The sequence below is a fragment of the Roseomonas sp. OT10 genome (assembly GCF_020991085.1).
Taxonomy (GTDB): Bacteria; Pseudomonadota; Alphaproteobacteria; order Acetobacterales; family Acetobacteraceae; genus Roseomonas; species Roseomonas cutis.
This window is the reverse complement of sequence record NZ_CP087719.1, coordinates 1,235,316-1,255,000: the sequence shown is the minus strand read 5'-3', so window position 1 is coordinate 1,255,000 and position 19,685 is coordinate 1,235,316. Positions and strand designations below refer to the sequence as shown.

The 19,685-nt window shown below is 72.8% G+C and carries 14 protein-coding genes (1 of these 14 only partly in view); 5 read left to right on the top strand and 9 right to left on the bottom strand.

Annotated elements, in window-relative coordinates; genetic code table 11:
• On the bottom strand, window positions 1-1,920 hold the 5' portion of the coding sequence (clpB, locus tag LPC08_RS05725; protein WP_230451760.1) for an ATP-dependent chaperone ClpB. 705 nt of this gene lie to the left of the window's left edge; the window shows 1,920 of its 2,625 coding nt (coding positions 1-1,920); it begins with the start codon at window positions 1,918-1,920; its stop codon lies beyond the left edge, outside the window.
• Between the two features lie 115 nt (window positions 1,921-2,035).
• Between clpB and LPC08_RS05720 the strand changes: the two genes are divergently transcribed.
• The 3 genes from LPC08_RS05720 (at window position 2,036) to LPC08_RS05710 (ending at window position 6,524) form a co-directional block, all read left to right on the top strand.
• Window positions 2,036-2,788, top strand: coding sequence for an MOSC domain-containing protein (locus LPC08_RS05720; RefSeq protein WP_230451759.1), 753 nt, complete (start codon window positions 2,036-2,038; stop codon window positions 2,786-2,788).
• A 251-nt stretch (window positions 2,789-3,039) separates the two neighbouring features.
• The gene (locus LPC08_RS05715) at window positions 3,040-4,095 is read left to right on the top strand and encodes a glycosyltransferase family 4 protein (RefSeq protein WP_230451758.1); all 1,056 of its coding nucleotides are present in this window, start codon (window positions 3,040-3,042) and stop codon (window positions 4,093-4,095) included.
• A gap of 209 nt (window positions 4,096-4,304) precedes the next feature.
• Window positions 4,305-6,524: an amylo-alpha-1,6-glucosidase gene (locus tag LPC08_RS05710; RefSeq protein WP_230451757.1), complete on the top strand. Its 2,220-nt coding sequence runs from the start codon at window positions 4,305-4,307 to the stop codon at window positions 6,522-6,524.
• An 83-nt stretch (window positions 6,525-6,607) separates the two neighbouring features.
• On the opposite strand, the gene LPC08_RS05705 is transcribed toward LPC08_RS05710, so the two are convergent.
• From LPC08_RS05705 to hisS, 4 genes are all read right to left on the bottom strand, one after another.
• Window positions 6,608-7,078 (bottom strand): DUF4167 domain-containing protein, encoded by a 471-nt coding sequence (locus LPC08_RS05705; RefSeq protein ID WP_230451756.1) that lies wholly within the window; start codon window positions 7,076-7,078, stop codon window positions 6,608-6,610.
• Between the two features lie 266 nt (window positions 7,079-7,344).
• Window positions 7,345-8,217, bottom strand: coding sequence for a peptide chain release factor N(5)-glutamine methyltransferase (gene prmC, locus LPC08_RS05700; protein ID WP_230451755.1), 873 nt, complete (start codon window positions 8,215-8,217; stop codon window positions 7,345-7,347).
• Window positions 8,214-9,269 carry a peptide chain release factor 1 gene (gene prfA / locus LPC08_RS05695; protein ID WP_230451754.1) on the bottom strand — a complete coding sequence of 352 codons (1,056 nt, stop codon included), beginning with the start codon at window positions 9,267-9,269 and terminating at the stop codon, window positions 8,214-8,216. Before prfA ends, prmC begins: the two co-directional genes overlap by 4 nt.
• Window positions 9,269-10,543 carry a histidine--tRNA ligase gene (gene hisS / locus LPC08_RS05690; protein WP_230451753.1) on the bottom strand — a complete coding sequence of 425 codons (1,275 nt, stop codon included), beginning with the start codon at window positions 10,541-10,543 and terminating at the stop codon, window positions 9,269-9,271. Before hisS ends, prfA begins: the two co-directional genes overlap by 1 nt.
• A 166-nt stretch (window positions 10,544-10,709) precedes the next feature.
• Between hisS and LPC08_RS05685 the strand changes: the two genes are divergently transcribed.
• Together LPC08_RS05685 and LPC08_RS05680 are read left to right on the top strand one after the other, a co-directional pair.
• Window positions 10,710-12,521, top strand: a complete 1,812-nt coding sequence (locus LPC08_RS05685) for an SLC13 family permease (RefSeq protein WP_230451752.1) — start codon at window positions 10,710-10,712, stop codon at window positions 12,519-12,521.
• 151 nt (window positions 12,522-12,672) lie between these two features.
• Window positions 12,673-14,166, top strand: coding sequence for a CYTH and CHAD domain-containing protein (locus LPC08_RS05680; RefSeq protein WP_230451751.1), 1,494 nt, complete (start codon window positions 12,673-12,675; stop codon window positions 14,164-14,166).
• Between the two features lie 679 nt (window positions 14,167-14,845).
• On the opposite strand, the gene ispG is transcribed toward LPC08_RS05680, so the two are convergent.
• The 4 genes from ispG to LPC08_RS05660 all read right to left on the bottom strand — a co-directional run bounded on the left by ispG (window position 14,846) and on the right by LPC08_RS05660 (window position 19,619).
• Window positions 14,846-15,988, bottom strand: coding sequence for a flavodoxin-dependent (E)-4-hydroxy-3-methylbut-2-enyl-diphosphate synthase (ispG, locus tag LPC08_RS05675; RefSeq protein WP_230451750.1), 1,143 nt, complete (start codon window positions 15,986-15,988; stop codon window positions 14,846-14,848).
• A 79-nt stretch (window positions 15,989-16,067) separates the two neighbouring features.
• The gene (locus tag LPC08_RS05670; protein ID WP_230451749.1) at window positions 16,068-17,282 is read right to left on the bottom strand and encodes a helix-turn-helix domain-containing protein; all 1,215 of its coding nucleotides are present in this window, start codon (window positions 17,280-17,282) and stop codon (window positions 16,068-16,070) included.
• An 11-nt stretch (window positions 17,283-17,293) separates the two neighbouring features.
• The gene (locus LPC08_RS05665; RefSeq protein ID WP_230451748.1) at window positions 17,294-18,388 is read right to left on the bottom strand and encodes an NAD(P)H-dependent flavin oxidoreductase; all 1,095 of its coding nucleotides are present in this window, start codon (window positions 18,386-18,388) and stop codon (window positions 17,294-17,296) included.
• Window positions 18,389-18,392: 4 nt separating this feature from the next.
• Window positions 18,393-19,619: an aspartate kinase gene (locus LPC08_RS05660; protein WP_230451747.1), complete on the bottom strand. Its 1,227-nt coding sequence runs from the start codon at window positions 19,617-19,619 to the stop codon at window positions 18,393-18,395.
• Window positions 19,620-19,685: the final 66 nt, after the last annotated feature.

Genomic DNA, 19,685 nt, shown 5'->3' with positions numbered 1-19,685 from the left:
GGCGTGCTTCTCCATGAACTCCGACATGTCGATGCGCAGCAGCGCCTTCTCGTCGTCGAACAGGAAGCCCGCCAGCGCCTTGGTCAGCTCCGTCTTGCCCACGCCGGTCGGGCCGAGGAACAGGAAGCTGCCGATCGGCCGGTTCGGGTCCTGCAGGCCGGCCCGGGCGCGCCGCACCGCCTTGGACACCGCCTCCAGCGCCTCCTCCTGGCCGACGACCCGCTTGCGCAGCTCGTCCTCCATGCGGAGCAGCTTGGCCCGCTCGCCCTCCAGCATCTTGTCCACCGGGATGCCCGTCCAGCGGCTGACCACCTGGGCGATGCTCTCCTCGGTCACCGACTCGTTGACCAGGCTGGCGCCGCCCTCCCCCGCCTCGGCGATCTGCCGCTCCAGCTTGGGGATGATGCCGTAGGTCAGCTCGCCGGCCCGGGCGTAGTCACCCTTGCGCTGCGCCACCTCGACCTCGGTGCGGGCGCGGTCCAGCTCCTCCTTGGCCTTCTGCGCGGCGGACAGCTTATCCTTCTCCGCCTGCCAGCGGCTGGTGAGGGTCTGGGACTTCTCCTCCAGCTCCGCCACCTCGCGCTCCAGCTTCTCCAGCCGGTCGCGGGAGGCCGGGTCGGTCTCGCGCTTCAGCGCCTCGCGCTCGATCTTGAGCTGGAGCAGGCGCCGGTCGACCTCGTCCAACTCCTCCGGCTTGCTGTCCACCTGCATCCGCAGGCGGGAGGCCGCCTCGTCCACCAAGTCGATCGCCTTATCCGGCAGGAAGCGGTCGGTGATGTAGCGGTTCGACAGCGTCGCCGCCGCCACCAGCGCGGAATCGCTGATCCGCACGCCGTGGTGCAGCTCGTACTTCTCGCGGATGCCGCGCAGGATGGAGATGGTGTCCTCCACGCTCGGCTCGCCCACGAAGACGGGCTGGAAGCGCCGCGCCAGCGCCGCGTCCTTCTCCACGTGCTTGCGGTACTCGTCGAGCGTGGTCGCGCCGATGCAGTGCAGCTCGCCGCGGGCGAGCGCGGGCTTGAGCAGGTTGGCCGCGTCCATCGCGCCATCCGCCTTGCCCGCCCCCATCAGCGTGTGCATCTCGTCGATGAAGAGGATGACCTCGCCCTCGGCGGATTCGATCTCCGTCAGGACGGCCTTCAGCCGCTCCTCGAACTCGCCGCGATACTTGGCGCCGGCCACCAGCGCGCCGAGGTCGAGCGCCAGCACCTTCTTGTTGCGCAGCGCCTCCGGCACGTCGCCATTGACGATGCGCAGCGCCAGCCCCTCGACGATGGCGGTCTTGCCGACGCCGGGCTCGCCGATCAGCACGGGGTTGTTCTTGGTGCGCCGGGCCAGGACCTGGATCGAGCGGCGGATCTCCTCGTCTCGCCCGATCACCGGGTCCAGCTTGCCGTCGCGCGCCGCCTCGGTCAGGTCGCGGGCGTATTTCTTCAGCGCGTCGAAGGTCTGCTCGGCATTGGCGCTGTCCACGGTGCGGCCCTTGCGGAGCTGCGCCACCGCGCCCTCCAGCTTCTGGGCGGTCGCGCCGGCGCGCACCAGCGCCTTGCCGGCGGGCGTGTCGCTCTCGGCGAGCGCCACCAGCAGCCGGTCCTGCGCCACGAAGCTGTCGCCGGCCTTGGTCGCGCCGCGCTGGGCGGTGTCCAGCACCCGAACCAGGTCGGGCGTGACCTGCGGCTGGCCGGCCCCGCCGCCCGACACCTTGGGCAGACGGGCGATCTCCTGGTCCACCTCGCGCTTGGCCACGGCCGGGTCGCCCCCGGCGGCGCGGATCAGGCCGGAGGCCGCGCCCTCCTCGTCGTCCAGCAACGCCTTGAGCAGGTGCTGCGGAGTGATCTGCTGGTGGTACTCGCGGATGGCGATGGTCGAGGCGGCCTGCAGAAAGCCGCGGGCGCGCTCGGTGAGCTTCTCAAGATCCATGTCTGGGTCCCTCCTGGGAGGCAACTGGTCCCACCGCCCCGGATCGGCAACGGAGGTCCCTTGTCCGTCCCGGATGTGGTAACCACCCCCTTTAAGCTTCAAGGGGTTACGGGAGATGCGCGTCGAGCGGCTGTATCGCTACCCGGTCAAGGGACTGAGCGCCGAGAGCCTGGAGGAGATGGTGCTGGCCCCGGGCGAGACCGTGCCGCATGATCGGCGCTTCGCGCTCGCCCAGGGCGATTCCGGATTCGACGAGATGGCGCCGCGATTCCTGCCCAAGCAGAACTTCGCCTGCCTGATGGCCAATGCGCGGGTGGCCCTGCTCCACAGCGCCTTCGACCCCCGCAGCGGCGCATTGCTGCTGCGCCTCCCGGACGGGACCGCCATGACCGGCGATACCCGGACCCAGCCCGGCCGGGATGCCATCGCCGCCTTCCTCACGGCCTTCCTGGGCGAGGAGGCGCGCGGCACCCCCCGCTTCGTGGAGGCGCCGGGCCATGCCTTCACCGACCAGAAGCGGAAATGCGTCTCGCTGCTGAACCTCGCCAGCCTGCACGCGCTGGAGGCGGCGATCGGCCGCCGGCTCGACCCCCTGCGCTTCCGGGCCAACGTCTATTTCTCCGGCCTGCCCGCCTGGACGGAGTTCGACTGGGTGGGGCGAGAGGTGCTGCTGGCCGGGACCCGGCTGGAGGTCTTCAAGCGCACCGTCCGTTGTCCCGCCACCCAGGTGGATCTGGAGACGGGCGAACGGGACTGCGACGTGCCCCGCCTGCTGCGGGAGCATTTCGGCCACGCCGACCTGGGCGTCCATGCCGTGGTGCTGGAGGGCGGCCGCGTCGCCGTCGGCGACGCGCTGGAGCCGGTCTGAGGTCGCCGCGGACCGGGGCGCCCCGGTCCGGCCGGGACCGGCAGCGCCCCAGGCCGGCTCCGCCCAGCGGCCATGGGGTCGGCCGCCACGAGGGCCAGGACTGCCACAGAAACGCCATTTCGCACTGCAACCTGCGCTGCATCTGCACAGTTTCAGACGAGTCGGCACGGTCCCCGATCACCCCGCGCGGCGACGCCGCCCCGCGGCCGCCCCGGACGGATGCCCGCTCAGGATAAGGAAGCCAGCGGCCCATGCGAATCGCTCAGGTGGCCCCCCTCGCTGAGGCCGTCCCCCCCAAGATGTACGGGGGGACGGAGCGCATCGTGTCCTACCTCACCGAGGAACTGGTCCAGATGGGCCATGAGGTGACCCTCTTCGCCTCCGGAGACAGCACCACCAGCGCCCGGCTCGAGGCCATCGTGCCGATGGCCCTGCGCCTCGATCCCCGCGTCCGCGACACGGTTTCCCCCCACATCCTGATGGTGTCGCGGGTGATGGATCTGCTGGACCAGTTCGACATCGTCCACTTCCACGTGGACCACTACCACCTGCCCGCCCTGCGCGGCCGGGGGACGCCCTTCGTCTCCACCTTCCACGGCCGCCTCGACCTGCCCGAGTTGCAGCCGCTGATGGACGCCTTCCCGAAGGCCCCCTTCATCTCCATCTCGGATTCGCAGCGCCGGCCGCTGACCGGGGTGAACTGGGCCGGCACGATCTATCACGGCGTGCCGGGCGGCCCCCTGCCCTTCTCCCCCAAGGGCGGCGACTACCTGGCCTTCCTCGGCCGCATCTCGCCGGAGAAGGGCCCGGATGCCGCCATCCGCATCGCCCGCGCCGCCGGCGTGCCGCTGCGCATCGCCGCCAAGGTGGACAAGGTGGACGAGGAGTACTTCAACGCCGTGGTCCGCCCGATGCTCGACGGCGGCGGCGTGGAGTTCATCGGCGAGATCGGCGAACACCAGAAGGGCGAGTTCCTTGGCAACGCCCGGGCGCTGCTCACCCCGATCCAGTGGCCCGAGCCCTTCGGCCTGGTGATGATCGAGGCCATGGCCTGCGGCACCCCGGTCATCGCCTATGAGAACGGCTCCGTTCCCGAGGTGGTGGAGCCGGGCAAGTCCGGCTTCATCGTCCGCGACGAGGCCGGCGCCGTCCGCGCGGTCGGAAGGCTGGGCGGGATCGACCGCGCCGGCGTCCGCGCCTGCTACGAGGCGCGCTTCAGCGCCCGCCGCATGGCCGAGGACCACATCGCCCTCTACGAGCGGCTGATCGCGCAGCAGCACCGCGCGCCCCTGCTGCGCGTCGTCTGACGCCAGGACGGGCGTGACGCGGGCGGCGGGCCTTCACCCGCCGTCCCCGGAGGCGACCCGCCGCCGCCCTTGTGCGGGGCCGCAACGTTGGGTTGTCCTTTCCCCTCTGCCATAACTGGCGTCAACCTGCCGTGGCGGGACGGGCCGGCCGTTCCGCGCTTCCGGCATCGGCGAGAGGCGAAGACCATGACGGCACGGACTGCCCCCGCTTGGATCGGCCCCTCCTGGGTTCGCCCGGCATGACCGGGGCGACGGCCCCCCAGGACGGGCAGGAAGGGGAATGGGCGATCGCCGCGACTGCCGCGACCGCCCTGGCCCTGTACCGGCCCCGCACCCTGAAATGCGGCAACACCTTCCTGGTCCTCGACCATTTCGGCGATGCCCAGGCGATGGGCCCCACCGCGGAGGGGCTGTTCCACCGCGACACGCGCCATCTCTCGCGCCAGACCCTTCGCCTGGGCGGCATGCGGCCGCTGCTGCTCTCCTCCGACGTCAGCCAGGACAACACGCTGCTGTCGGTGAACCTGACCAACCCGGACCTGCGGCTGCTCGACGGCTCCTCGGTGACACGCGAGACGCTGCACGTGCATCGCCAGATGGTGCTGGGACCGGGCGCGCTGCGCGAGCGCATCACGGTGCAGAACTTCGGCAGCACCGCCGTCAGCCTGGATCTCTCCCTCACCTACTCCGCCGATTTCGCCGACATCTTCGAGGTGCGCGGGATGCAGCGGGCGCGACGCGGGACGCGCTTCCCGCCGGCCGCAGCGCCCGGCGGGCTCCACCTGCGCTACATGGGCCTGGACGAGGTCGAGCGGCGCACGGAGCTGACCTTCGACCCGCCGCCCGACCGCAGGCAGTCGGGCGAGACGCTCTGGCGCCTGGAGCTGCCCCCCGCCGGGTCCTGGACGCTCGAGGTGGCGATCGCCTGCGAGCAGGGCGAGGCGTCGCCGGCCATGCCGGGCTTCGAGGTCCTGCTGGCGGACCGGCGCCGCTGGTCGCGCCAGCGCGTGCTGGAGCGGGCGCTGGTGCACAGCTCCAATGCCGCCTTCAACGACTGGATCCACCGCTCCCAGGCGGATCTGGCCCTGCTGACCACCACGACGCCGCAGGGGCCCTTCCCCTTCGCCGGCATCCCCTGGTTCTCCTGTCCCTTCGGCCGCGACAGCCTGATCTCCGCCCTCCAGGTGCTCTGGGCGGACCCCGAGCTGGCGCGCGGCACCCTGGCCTTCCTGGCCGCGCAGCAGGCGACGGAGCTGGACCCGAAGCGCGACGCCGAGCCGGGCAAGATCCTGCACGAGATGCGGCAGGGCGAGATGGCCTCGCTCGGCGAGGTCCCCTTCGGCCGCTACTACGGCTCGGTCGATTCCACGCCGCTCTTCATGCTGCTCGCCTCGGCCTATTTCGACAGGACAGGCGACTGGGAGCTGATCCGCTCGATCTGGCCGGCCCTGGAGGCCGCGGCCGGCTGGATGGTGCGCTACGGCGACCCGGATGGCGACGGGCTGCTGAAGTACGACCGCAAATCCGTCAACGGCCTGATCAACCAGGGCTGGAAGGACAGCTTCGACAGCGTCTTCCATGCCGACGGCCGCATGGCGGAGGCCCCGATCGCCCTGATCGAGGTGCAGGCCTATGCCGAGGCGGCCTGGCGCGGCGGCGCGCGGCTGGCGCACGGGCTGGGGCTGCATGCCCTGGCACAGGACTGGACCGCCCGCGCGGCGGTCATCCGGGCGCGCGTGGACGAGTGCTTCTGGATGGAGGAGTTCGGCACCTACGCCATCGCCCTGGATGGCGAGGGCCGGCCCTGCCGGGTCCGCAACAGCAATGCCGGCCATGCCCTGCTGACCGGGCTGGTGCCGCCGGACAAGGCGGCGCGGGTGGCGGCGTCCCTGCTGGCGCCGGCCTCCTTCTGCGGCTGGGGCATCCGCACCATCGCGGAGGGCAGCGCCCGCTACAACCCGATGTCCTACCACAACGGCAGCGTCTGGCCGCACGACAACGGGCTGATCGCCATGGGGCTGAAGCGCTACGGCCTGCGCGCGCCGCTGGAGCAGTTGGCCAACGGGCTCTACGCCTCGGCGCTGGCGGTGGACATGAAGCGCCTGCCGGAGCTGTTCTGCGGCTTCCCCCGCGTGCCCGGCGAGGCGCCGACGGCCTATCCGGTCGCCTGCCTGCCGCAGGCCTGGGCGGCGGCCAGCGCCTTCGCGGTGGTGGGGGCGATGCTGGGCATCTCGTTCCGGCCGGAGGAGCGGGTCATCCGCTTCCTGCACCCGCTCCTGCCCCCCTGGCTGGAGGAGGTGCGGATCGAGAACCTGCGCCTGCTGGATGCCAGCGTCGATGTCCGGCTGCGCCGCCACGGCGAGGATGGCAGCGTGTCGCTGAACCTGCTGGGCCGGCGCGGGCAGGTGGAGGTCGCGGTCATCACCTGAACGCGGCCCCCGGCACGGCTAAGCCCGGACGGATTGCGCCGGCCCGCGCCAGGGCGGCGCACCGGCCGGGTCGTCAGGCCACCCTACTGGTAGGAACGCCCGTCCTGCGGGTTGCCTTCGGGGTCGTCGTTGCGGGAAGAGTGGCCGTTCATGCCGGGCTGCTCCTCGCCCTCGCCCTCGGCGGATTCCGCGGACTGCTCGGCGGCCTCGGGCCCGTTCTGCCAGCGGCGCGGCTGGTGCTGCTGCGGCTGGTTCTGCTGCTGCGCCTGCGCCATGGCGTTCAGGATGCGGAAGTAGTGCTCGGCGTACTGGAAGTAGCTCTCCGCCATCACGCGGTCGCCCGCGCTGGTCGCGTCGCGGCCGAGCTGCAGGTACTTCTCGAAAAGCTGCTGGGCCGTGCCCCGCATCCGCATGTCCGGCCCCGAGGAGTCGAACACGTGGTTCCGGTTCATCGGCTGCTGGCCGCTCTGCCGATAGCCGCCCTGGCCGCCCCCCTGGCGATGGCCACTATGGCCCGTATGGCCGCCGCGGCCGCGCATGCGCTTCATGTTCATGGATGTCGCGTTCGCACTCTCATGCTCGCGCCGCGTGCGGAAAGCCCCGCACCGACGACGGACTTGCGATGGTGATACGTCCCGTGCGGCGCGCCGGTCCGGGTGGGGCCACGGCCCCGCACCCTCCGGCGTGGCCCCGAGCGCTTCGGACACTTCCCGTGTCGGGCGCGCTGTCGGGGACCGCCCGCGCACCCTAGCCGCGCGCCGGGAAAGCGCAAACCCTTTTATCAGATGCAGATCGGCGCCCAGCGGGCATCAGGGTCCGGTCACCGGCATCCGATGACCAGGGCCCTGGGGATGCCACCTAGGTCGGCGCGGCAGCCCCGGACTTCAAGCCCCATGGCAGCCACGAGCGTGGAAACGTTGGTTTCCTGGCCGATCCCCAGTTCCAGGATGGCCCTCCCGCCCGGTGCCAGCAGGCCCGGCAGCGCCGCGGCGATGGACCGGTAGGCGTCCAGCCCGTCCGCCCCGCCATCCAGCGCCAGGCGCGGCTCGTGCCGGGAAACCTCGGGCATCAGCCCCTCGATGGCACCGGACTCGATGTAGGGCGGGTTGGACAGGATCAGGTCGAAGCGGCCGGCCAGCGCCGCGGCCCAGTCCCCGGCCAGGAAGGCCGCGCGATCCGCGAGCCCGTTGCGCGCGGCGTTCTCCCGCGCCAGCGCCGCCGCGCCGGGCGCGCGGTCCAGGCCGATGCCGAAGGCCGCCGGGAATTCCGCCAGCGCCGCCAGCAGCAGCGCCCCCGTCCCCGTGCCCAGGTCCAGCACGCGCCGCACCGCGCCCCGGTCGGGGAACTCGTCCAGGGCCGCCTCGATCAGCGTCTCCGTGTCCGCGCGGGGGATCAGCGTGTCCGGGGTGGCGCGCAGATCCAGGGTCCAGAACCCGGCCGAGCCGGTGAGGTAGGCCATCGGCGCCCCGTCCAGCCGCCGTTGCAGCAGGGCGGCGAAGGCGGCCGCGGGCTCCGGCGGGACGGGGGCGCGCGGGTCGCGCAGCAGCGCCTCCGGGGTCGTGCCCAAGGCATGGGCCAGCAGCAGCCGCGCCTCCATCCGGGGCGAGGGGATGGCGGCGGCACGGAGGTGCTGGCCGGCGCGGCACAGGAAGGCGCCGACCGTTCCCTCCGGGTCGGCGCAGAGGGGGGTCACTCCGCCTCGGCCGCGAGGCGCGCGGCCTGGTCCTCGGCGGTCAGCGCGTCGATCAGATCGTCGAACTCGCCCAGCATCACCCGGTCGATCTTGTGCAGCGTCAGGCCGATGCGGTGGTCCGTCACCCGCCCCTGCGGGAAGTTGTAGGTGCGGATGCGCTCGCTGCGGTCGCCCGTCCCCACCTGGGCCCGGCGGGCCCCGGCGCGGTCGGCCTGGGCGGCGGCGCGCTGCTGCTCGTAGATACGGGCACGCAGCACCTTCATCGCCTTGGCGCGGTTCTTGTGCTGGGACTTCTCCTCCTGCATCGCCACCACCGTCCCGGTGGGCAGGTGGGTGATGCGCACCGCGCTGTCCGTCTTGTTCACGTGCTGCCCGCCGGCGCCCGAGGCGCGGTAGGTATCGATCCGCAGATCCTTCTCGTCGATCTGCACGTCCACCTCCTCCGCCTCCGGCAGCACGGCGACGGTGACGGTGGAGGTGTGGATGCGGCCCTGGGTCTCGGTGGCCGGCACGCGCTGGACGCGGTGGACGCCGCTTTCGAACTTCAGCCGGGCGAAGACACCCTTGCCGGCGATCTCGGCGGTCGCGCCCTTCACGCCCCCCAGCTCGCCCTCGTCATACTCCAGCACCTCGAAGCGCCAGCGCCGTGCCTCGGCATAGCGCTGGTAGGCGCGGAACAGCTCGGCCGCGAAGAGCCCCGCCTCGTCGCCGCCCGCCGCGGGGCGGATCTCCAGGATGGCGTTGCCCTCGTCGGCCGAATCCTTCGGCAGCAGCATGAGCTGGAGCTCGCGCTCCAGCAGCGGCACCGCCTCCTTCTGGGCCAGGTACTCCGCCTCGGCCAGCTCGCGCATCTCCGGGTCGGAGAGCAGGACCTCCGCCTCGTCCCGGGCCCGCTCGGCGGCGCGCAGGGCCTCGACCTTGCCCACCAGCGGCTCCAGCTCGGCCAGCTCGCGGCTCAGCGCGCCGATCTGCGCGCCCTCCGCCACGTTGACCGCGTGGCGCAGCTCCTCCGCGCGCAGCAGCAGCCGGTCCAGCTTCTGCGGAAGCGCCATCAGCCCCCCGCCGGACTCTCGGGCAGCATGCCGGGCAGGACGTCCGGCAGGGCGGCCAGCGACACTTCCTGCTGCCCGCCGCCGTCGAGGTCCTTCACCTGCGCCACGCCCCGCGCCACCTCGGCATCGCCCAGGATCACGGCGAGGCGGGCGTTCAGTCTGTTCGCCCGCTCCATCCGGCGCTTGAGGTTGCCCTTGTAGGCGATCTCGGCCGAAATCCCGGCCCGGCGCAGCGCCTGGATGGTGGACAGCGCGATGGCTTCCATCTCCTCGCCCACCGGGATCACCGCCACCGGACGGGGCGCCGCCGGCAGGTCCGTCAGCAGCATGCCCAGCCGCTCCATCCCCGCCGCCCAGCCGACCGAGGGGGTGGCCGGGCCGCCCATCTCCTCGACCAGCCCGTCATAGCGGCCGCCGGCCATCACCGTGCCCTGGGCGCCGAGACGGTCGGTGACGAACTCGAAGGCGGTGTGGCTGTAGTAGTCCAGGCCGCGGACGATGCGCGGGTTGACCCGGTAGGGCACGGCGAAGACGTCCAGGTGCCGCCGCACCGCGTCGTAATGCGCCCTCGCCGCGGGCGTCAGGTGGTCGTGGATGGAGGGCGCGTCGGCCACCAGGGCGCGGTCGCCCTCATCCTTGCTGTCGAGGATGCGCAGCGGGTTCTTCTCCAGCCGCACCTGGCTGTCGGGGGACAGCTTCTCCCGGTGGGCGGAGAGGTGCGCGACCAGCGCGGCGCGATGGGCGTCGCGGCTCTGCGCATCGCCCAGCGTGTTGATCTCCAGCACCGTGCCGTCGCTGATCCCCAGCTCCGTCAGGATGTGCCAGCCGCAGGCGATGACCTCGGCGTCCGAGAGCGGCTCGGCCGCGCCCAGCACCTCGGCCCCGATCTGGTGGAACTGGCGGTAGCGGCCCTTCTGCGGCCGCTCGTAGCGGAACATCGGCCCGGCGTAGAAGACCTTGCGCGGCAGGTTGCCCTGGGTCAGCCCGTTGGAGACCAGCGCGCGGCAGACCCCCGCCGTGCCCTCCGGCCGCAGGGTGATGGAATCCCCGCCGCGGTCCTGGAAGGTGTACATCTCCTTGCTCACCACGTCCGAGGTCTCGCCCAGGCTGCGCGAGAAGACCCGCGTGTCCTCGACGATCGGCGTGGCCCATTCCTCGAAGCCGTAGAGGGCGGCGACCTGGCGGGCGACGGCGCCCACCCGGGCATGCCGCGCGAAATCCTCGCCGATCAGGTCCCTCGTGCCCCGGACGGGCTGCAGCTTCTCGTTCGCCATGGTCCCGGCGGCTAGCGCCCGGCGGGGCGCATGGCAAGCCCGGCGGTGGCGGGACAGCCCGGCGGGCACGCCGCCCGGGCGCCCGGGCTGCCACGTGGGGCCGGACGGGCTATCCTGGCCCGCCGACGCGTGGAGCCCCCCTGCCCTGACCACCGATCTCGCCCTCGTGCTGCTGCTGCTGGGGGCTGCCGTGGTCTGCTTCGTGCTGGACCGGCCGCGCGCCGATGCGGTGGCCCTGATCGCCCTGGTGGCCCTGCCGCTGACCGGCGTCCTGACCCCGGCGGAGGCCCTGGCCGGCTTCGGCGATCCCTCGGTGATCCTGGTCGCCGCGCTGTTCGTGATCGGCGAGGGGCTGGTGCGCACCGGCGTCGCCCGCGCCCTGGGCGACGGGCTGGCGGCACGCGCCGGGCACAGCGAGACGCGGCTGATCGTGCTGCTGATGCTGGCCGCCGCCGGTCTCGGCTCGGTGATGAGCTCCACCGGGGTGGTGGCGATCTTCATCCCCGTGGCGCTGCGGGTGGGAACGCGGCTGGGCATCGCGCCGGGGCGGCTGATGATGCCGCTCAGCGTGGCGGCGCTGATCAGCGGCATGCTCACCCTGGTCGCCACGGCCCCGAACCTGGTCGTCAACGCCGAGCTGGTCCGCAACGGGCTGGAGGGCTTCGGCTTCTTCTCCGTCACGCCCTTCGGCCTGGCGGTGCTGGCGCTGAGCCTCGGCTGGATGCTGCTGGCGCGGCGCTGGCTGGGCGGCCGGCCGGCGGAGCCGTCCCGCCGGCGGGCGCGCCGCCGCCTGGTGGAGCTGGTGCGCGACTACGGCGTGACGGAGCGGCTGCACCGCGCCGTGCTTCACCCCGGCTCGCCCCTGGCCGGCCGGAGCCTCGGCCAGCTCGCGCTCCGGTCGCGGCACGGGATGGACGTGGTGGCGGTGGAGCGGCCAGGGCATTTCGGGGGCAAGCTCCTCCACCCCACCGAGACGACGCAGCTGCACCCCGGCGAGGTGCTCTACCTCCAGGCAGCCGCGCCATCCGCCGAGGCGCCGGCGCTGCTGCGGCGCCTCGGCCTCGGCCCGCTGCCCCTCGATGCCGCCGAGGCGGTGCAGCGCCCGCGCGAGCTGGGGCTCGCCGAGCTGATGGTCACCCCGACCTCCAGCCTGCTGAACAACACCATCCTGCAGGCGCGCTTCCGCACCCGCCTGGGCCTGACCGTGCTGGGGCTGCGGCGCGGGCGGCAGGTCTTCGGCCCCGACCTGACGGAGCAGCCGCTGGAGACGGGCGACACGCTGCTGGTCGTCGGCCCCTGGAAGGCGATCCGGCTGATCCAGGCGGAGAGCCGGGACGTCATCGTGCTCGACATGCCGGCGGAGCTGGAGGAGGCGACGCCGGAGGCCCGCCGCGCGCCCCATGCCCTGGCCGCCACCGCCCTGATGGTGCTGCTGATGGTCACGGGGTGGGTGCCCAACGTCATCGCCGCGATCCTGGCCGGGCTGGTGATGGGGGCGCTGCGCTGCATCGACCTCGACGGCGCCTATCGCGCGATCCATTGGCGGAGCCTGGTGCTGATCGCCGGGATGCTGCCCTTTTCCCTCGCCCTGGAGCGCACCGGAGGCGTGGCGCTGGCCGCGCAGGGCCTGGTCGCGGCGCTGGGCGAGGCCGGGCCCCGCGCCCTGCTGGCCGGAATCTTCGCCGCCACGGCGGCGATCGGGCTGTTCATCTCCAACACCGCCACCGCCGTGCTGATGGCGCCCGTTGCCATCGCCGTGGCGCGCGACCTCGGCCTCTCGCCCTACCCCTTCGCCATGACGGTGGCGCTGGCATCGTCGGCCGCCTTCATGACGCCCGTCTCCTCCCCGGTGAACACACTGGTGCTGGGCCCGGGTGGCTATCGCTTCCTGGACTTCGTGCGGATCGGCGTGCCGCTCGCGCTGATCTCGATGGTGGTCACGGTGGCACTGGTGCCGCTGCTGCTGCCGATGCGCTGACCGTCACACCCGTCGCGGCACTGTCACATCACTGTCGCATGTTCGTCATATCCATGCGATTGACGCTCTTTCCCCCGGCTCATTAGCAGCGGGAGAGGGCGGTCGCCGCGCAGGGCGCGACACGGCCCTTTTTTGTGGATTCACGGGGCCCATGGAAACCGAGATCAAGCTGCTGCTCGCCCCGGGCCTGCGTGACGCACTGGAACGGCACCCCGCCTTGCAGCCGCCCCGCGCAACGCCGCCAGAGCTGGCCGAACTGGTCACCACCTATTTCGACACGCCCGACTTCGCCCTCTCGCGTGCCGGGGTGGCGTTGCGCATCCGCCGGCTGGGCGATGCGCGGGTGCAGACGGTGAAGTCGAAGGGCCAGGGCGGCGTCGCCTCGCGCCGCGGCGAATGGGAGTGGCCCGTCCCGGGGGATGTGCCCGACCTGTCGCTCCTTGCCGGCACCGGGGCGGAGGGGCTGATCGACCCTGCCCTCGCCCGGCGACTGGGCCCGGCCTATGCCACCGATGTCCGCCGCACGACCCGCCTGGTCTGCCTGGAGGGCAGCGTGGTGGAGGTGGCGCTGGACGAGGGCGAGGTCCGCGCCGGCCGGCAGCGGCAGCCCCTCCTCGAGCTGGAACTGGAGCTGAAGGCGGGCGATCCCGCCGGGCTGGTCCAGCTCGCCCTGGAGCTGATCGATGCGGCGCCGCTGCGCCTCGGCATCGAATCCAAGGCGGCGCAGGGCTACCGCCTCGCCACGGCATCTCCGGCGCCGGTGGTGAAGGCCGGCGACGTGGCGCTGGAGGCGGACACCACCGCCCGCGAAGGCTTCCGCCGCATCCTGCTCTCCGGGCTGGAGCACCTCCTCGCCAATATCCCCGCCGCGCAGGAGGAGCAGGTCGAGGGCGTGCACCAGCTCCGCGTCGCGCTGCGGCGGCTGCGCGCCACGCTGGTGCTGTTCCGCCCCCTGCTGGAGCCCGGCATGGACCACCGCTTCGAGGCGGAGCTGCAACGGCTCGGCCGCGTGGCGGGCGGGGCGCGCGACTGGGACGTCTTCCGAACCGAAACCATCGACGGGATGGAGGACGAGGGCTGGCGCCAGACCCTGGATGCCGTGGCGGCGGAGCGGCAGGCGGAGGCCCACGCCACCCTGCGCGACGAGCTGGCCCGCCCGGCCCTGACGCGCCTCGCCCTGGCCCTGACCGCCTGGGCCGAATCCGACGCCGCCATGCCGCCGGGGCCCGGGGCGCACCCCCTGCGCGACCTGGCGCCGGAGCTGCTGGAGAAGCTGGGCGCCCGGGTGGAGAGGCGTGGCCGCAAGATCCGCAAGCGCTCCATCGAGGAGTTGCACGAGCTGCGCAAGGCACTGAAGAAGCTGCGCTACGGCCTGGACGACCTGTCCGGGCTGCTGCCGGAGGAGGCGGTGCGCCCCTACCTCAAGCGCTGCCGCGCCTTGCAGGAGCGCCTGGGCGAGATGAACGACGCGGCGGTCGCGGCAGAGATGGCCGGGCGCCTGGCCCAGCCGGGCCGCCGGGATCTGGTCGCGGCCATCGACGGGGTGACCCGACGGGCCCTCGCCCGGCAGGAGAAGGCCCTGGACCGGCTTTACGACGCCTGGGAGGAATTCCAGGAGGTGCCGGCCCCCTGGCGGCCAGCCTGATCCGGGCGGCTGCGCCCCAGCGTCGCTCGGCGGCCAACGCCTTCTGCGTTTCCAAACCCCCGCCGGCCGACACGCCCCCCGGGGATCGTACCGACGCCGATATGACCTAACCGGTCGTGCTGTCACGTTCCGGCGTCGGACCGGGAGGGGACGCCGTCCCCTCCACGGACCCTCCCCTGCCGGGGCCACAAGCGGGCCCCGGACCCCGCTGGGAGTTTGGTGCTGCGCGGCTGCCGTCAGCCTCCGGGCTGAACCCTGACGAAGCGCGGATAGGCGGAACGCTGAAAGAAACATCAAAGGCGCCAGCGAGTGCGGAGGCCGGTCCCGCCGAGGAGCATGGCTCCTCGGCGCCTCGACCCCGTGTCCGGCTGTCCCGCGGCAGCACTGATCGGGTCCAGGGCCCGCAGGGTCCTGGCGGAGTGGGGGTATCGGGGGCGAGGCAGGGCCTTGCCCCCGGGCCACGGGCGCACCCCACGCCGGCACGGATCAGGGCACGGCCCCGTCCGTATCAGCCCGCAGACCAGCCCGTTCCAGGTGGATCCGAACTCCCGCCGGGGTCCGGGGGCCGGCTCGCCCCCGGCGGAGAGGGTATCGGGGCGAGACGGAGCCTCCCCCCGGGGATCCGGCGCACCGTCGGGCCGAGCGGGTGGCCGACGAAGGCCCCTCGGAGAGCGGCCGCCTATTCCGCCGCGGCGCGGGGCTGCGGCGCCTCGGTCCCGGTGGCGTTGGCCGAGGCGATCTCGGCCGCCTTGCGCTCCACCAGCTCGACGATGTGCTCGACCATGTCGCCGCCATCCATGGTGTGGTCGGTCTTGCCGGCCATGTAGACCATGTGGCGGCCGTTGCCGCCGCCGGTGACGCCGACATCGGTCATCAGCGCCTCGCCCGGCCCGTTCACGACGCAGCCGATGATGGAGAGGCTCATCGGCACCTCGATATGCGCCAGCCGCTCCTCCAGGGTCGCGACGGTGCGGATCACGTCGAAGCCCTGGCGGGCGCAGGAGGGGCAGGAGATGATCTTCACGCCCCGGTGCCGCAGGCCGAGGGACTTCAGCATCTCCCAGCCGACATGCACCTCCTCCTCCGGCTCGGCCGAGAGGGAGACGCGGATGGTGTCGCCGATCCCCGCCCAGAGCAGGCTGCCGATGCCGATCGAGGACTTCACCGTCCCCGTCCGCTTGCCCCCCGCCTCGGTGACGCCGACATGCAGCGGGTGGTCGCAGACCTCGGCGAGCTGCTGGTAGGCGGCGACGGCGAGGAAGACGTCCGACGCCTTCACGCTGATCTTGAACTCGTCGAAGCCGTTCTGGAGGAGGTGGTCGGCGTGCCACAGGGCGCTGTCCACCAGCGCCTCCGGGTTGGGCTCCCCGTACTTCTCCAGCAGGTGCTTCTCCAGGCTGCCGGCATTCACGCCGATGCGGATGGAGCAGCCGTGGTCGCGGGCGGCCTTGATGACCTCCTTCACCCGCTCGGCGCTGCCGATGTTGCCCGGGTTGATGCGCAGGCAGGCGGCGCCGGCCTGGGCGGCCTCGATGGCGCGCTTGTAGTGGAAGTGAATGTCCGCCACGACCGGCACGTTCACCTCGCGCACGATCTCGGCCAGGGCGGCGGTCGCCTCCTGGGTCGGGCAGGAGACGCGGACGATGTCCACCCCCGCCACCTCCGCCCGCCGGATCTGGGCGATGGTCGCCTCGGCGTCCTCGGTGGGGGTGTTGGTCATGGTCTGGACGGTGATCGGCGCATCGCCGCCCACCAGGACCTTGCCCACGCGGATCTGCCGGGACTTGCGGCGGAGGATCTGCTGGTAGGGGCGGTAGGACATGTCGGCTCCCGCTGCTCGCTGCCGGATATGGCAGCCCGGGCCACACCGGCCAAGGCGCGCCCGCCCGGTCAGGCCGGAATCAGGGTCGGGTCGCGCCGCCGCCCTGGCCGGCGGCCTTCAGCCGCTCAGGGTCCAGGGGGATGTCGCGCACCACGTTGGACCGTCCCGCCAGGGCGCCGCTGGGCTGGCCGTCCACCAGCACCTCCAGCGCCTGCGCCTTGCCGGTGGTCAGCATCAGCCCTTCCACCGCAGGCACGGCGAAGGTCTCGTTCGGCCGCAGGACGCGGTTCAGCAGCGTCCGCCCGTTGCGGGGGTCGCGCAGCTGCACCCAGCTCTCGTCTGTGGCGCGGAGGACGATGCGGCCCTGGCCCTCGGCCTGCACCGGGGCGGTGGGGGTGGCCGGCGGCGGCGGGGCCGGAGGGGCGGCGGCCGTCGCGCTCGGCGGGGCGGAACCGGGGCCGCCGGGCGCCGGGCCGGCCGGGGCGGAGGGTGGCGTCGCGGCAGGGGCCGTGGCGCCGGGGACCACGCCGCCGCCCGGCGGGGTCGCCGGGCGCGAGCCGCCCGGGGTGGCGGGGGCCGCGGTGGACGGGCCGGGCTGGACGCCGGGACGCGGAGCCTGGGCGATGACGGGTCCGGGGCCTGTGGCAGGGCCGTTCCCGGCCGCCGGCGCCGGCGACGCGGCCGGGGGCGGCACGGGCGACGGGGCCGAGGCACTGCCGGCGGGCACCGAGGGGCGCGACGCGCCGGGGCCGACCGGCACGGCCTGGCCCATGGTCGGCGGCAGGACGGGGGCGCTTTCGGGGGCGGCATTGCGTGCTGCCTCCTCGATCCGCGCCGGCGGCTCCTCGACGCGGTCCACGATCCGCTGGCCGGAGCCGCTCCAGTTCCACCAGGCGGCATAGCTGCCGGCAGCCAGGAGGGCGCCGAGCAGGATCACCGCCCCGGCGGGGACGCCGCGCTTCGGGACGGGCTCGGGGAAGACGAGATCGGTGCGGCCGCGGCCGGCGGTGCCCGCCCCGTCGCGGAAGCGCCGGGTCAGCTCGTCCGCATCGAGCCCCAGCGCCCGGGCGTAGGAGCGCACGAAGCCCAGCGCATAGGCCGGGCCGGGCAGGTCCTTGCTGCGGCCCTCCTCCAGCGCGGCGATGTAGCGCCGGTTGATGCGCAGGTGGTCGGCCATCTGCTCGACCGTCACGCCCAGGGAGAGCCGTGCATCCCGCAGTTCCTCCCCGACGCGCAGGGCATCGGAGGAGGACATCGTCTCGGCACGAGGCATGCGCTTCACGTCGTCGGGCACCGCAGCGACACCTAGCCCGCCAGGGATGGCCGGGAAAGCCCCGCCTCGGTGACGTTTATGCCACCCGGCGAGCCGCCGGAGCGGGCCAGGATCGCGGCCACCGCCTGCTCCACCAGCTCGGCCACGATCTCCGCCGCCGGCTGCTCCCGGGTCACCATGCCCACGGACTGGCCGGCCATCAGCGAGCCGTTCTCGACATCGCCCTCGATCACCGCGCGGCGCAGGGCGCCGGCCCAGTAGTGCTCGATGTCAAGCTGCGCCGCGTCCTTGGCCAGCTCGCCGGAGCGGAAGCGGCGGATCACCTCCGCCTGATGCTCCAGGAAGCGCTTCGTCCCGGCGTTCTGCAGCGCGCGGACGGGGATCACCGGGAAGCTCTCGTCGAGCTGGACGGTCGGCAGGGCGTCGCGGGCGGCACCGCGCAGGAAGGCCTGCTTGAACTTCGGGTGGGCGATGGATTCGGTCGCGCAGACGAAGCGGGTACCAAGCTGCACCCCGGCCGCCCCCATCTCCAGGTAGGAGAGGATCGCCTCCCCCCGCCCGATGCCGCCGGCCACGAAGACGGGAACCTCGCGGATATGCGGCAGGATCTCCTGCGCCAGGACGTTCAGGCTGACCGGGCCGATATGGCCGCCCGCCTCGGAGCCCTCGATCACCAGCGCGTCGGCGCCGGAGCGGACCAGCTTCTTCGCCAGCGCCAGCGCCGGGGCAAAGCAGATGACCTTCGCGCCGCCCTCCTTGGCCTGCCGGATGGCGGGGCCGGGCGGGATGCCGCCGGCGAAGACGATGTGGCCCACCTTCGCGTCCAGGCAGACCTGCACCAGTGCCGTCAGCTCCGGGTGCATGGTGATCAGGTTCACGCCGAAGGGCTTGTCGGTCAGCGCCTGGGTGGCGGCGATCTCCTCGGCCAGCCGGTCGGGCATCATCGCGCCGCAGGCGATGACGCCGAAGGCCCCCGCCTCGCTGAGCGCCGCGACCAGGTGCCGCTCGCTGACCCAGGACATCGCCCCGCCCAGGATGGCCCAGCGGCTGCCCAGGAAGGCCGCGCCGCGCGCCATCAGGGCATCCAGCCGGGCGGCGGCCGCATCCTTCGCGGGAAGCGCGTCCATGGGCTCAGCCCTTCTCCGGGCCGTCGAGGCCATAGGCGGTGTGCAGCGCGCGCACCGCCAGCTCCGTGTACTCCAGCCCGATCAGCACGCTGGTCTTGATCTCGCTGGTGGAGATGACCTGGATGTTGATGTTCTTCTCGGCCAGGGTCCGGAACATCGTCGCGGCCACGCCCGCATGGCTGCGCATGCCGATGCCCACGATGGAGATCTTGGCGACCTCCGTGTCGGTCAGGATGGCGTCGAAGCCGATCTCGCCCTTCGCCCCCTCCAGCACCTCCCGCGCGCGCGGGAGGTCCGTCTTGGCGACGGTGAAGGTCATGTCCGTCGTGCCGTCCGCGCCCAGGATCTGCACGATCATGTCCACGTTCACGTTCGCCGCGGCCAGCGGCCCGAAGATATGGGCGGCGATGCCCGGCCGGTCCGGCAGGCGGCGCAGCGTCACCTTGGCCTCGTCCCGGGAATAGGCGACGCCCGTCACCAGCGGCTGTTCCACGATCTCGTCCTCGTCCACCACCAGGGAGCCCGGCTTGTCCTCGAAGGAGGACAGCACCTGCACCCGCACCTTCTGCTTCATCGCCAGCTCGACCGAGCGGGTCTGCAGCACCTTGGCCCCGACCGAGGCAAGTTCCAGCATTTCCTCGAAGGCCACGCGCTCCAGCTTGCGGGCGCGGGGCACGATGCGCGGGTCGGTCGTGTAGATGCCGTCCACGTCCGTGTAGATGTCGCAGCGGTCGGCCTTCACCGCCGCCGCCACCGCCACCGCCGAGAGGTCGGAGCCGCCGCGGCCCAGCGTGGTGATCCGCTCCCGCGGCCCGATGCCCTGGAAGCCCGCGATCACCGGCACCTGGCCGGCCTGCATCCGCTCGATCAGCGCCGAGCCGTCGATCTCCTCCACCCGCGCCTTGCCGTGCGCGCCGTCGGTGCGGACCGGCACCTGCCAGCCCTGCCAGGAGCGGGCATCCACCCCCTCCGCCTGCAACGCGATGGCGGTCAGCCCCGTCGTCACCTGCTCGCCGGTCGCGACCACCGTGTCGTATTCCCGCGCGTCGTGCAGGGGCGACAGGTCCGTGCACCATTTCACGAGCTGGTTCGTCACCCCGGACATGGCGGAGACGACCACGGCCACCTCGTGGCCGGCCTTCACCTCGCGCTTCACGCGGCGGGCGACGTTGCGGATACGGTCCAGGTCGGCGACGGAGGTGCCGCCGAACTTCATCACGATGCGGGCCATGAGCGCCGGTGACTTATCCGGTTGAGGGCGCGCCGGTTGCGCGCCGTGGAGGGGCGGGACAGATAC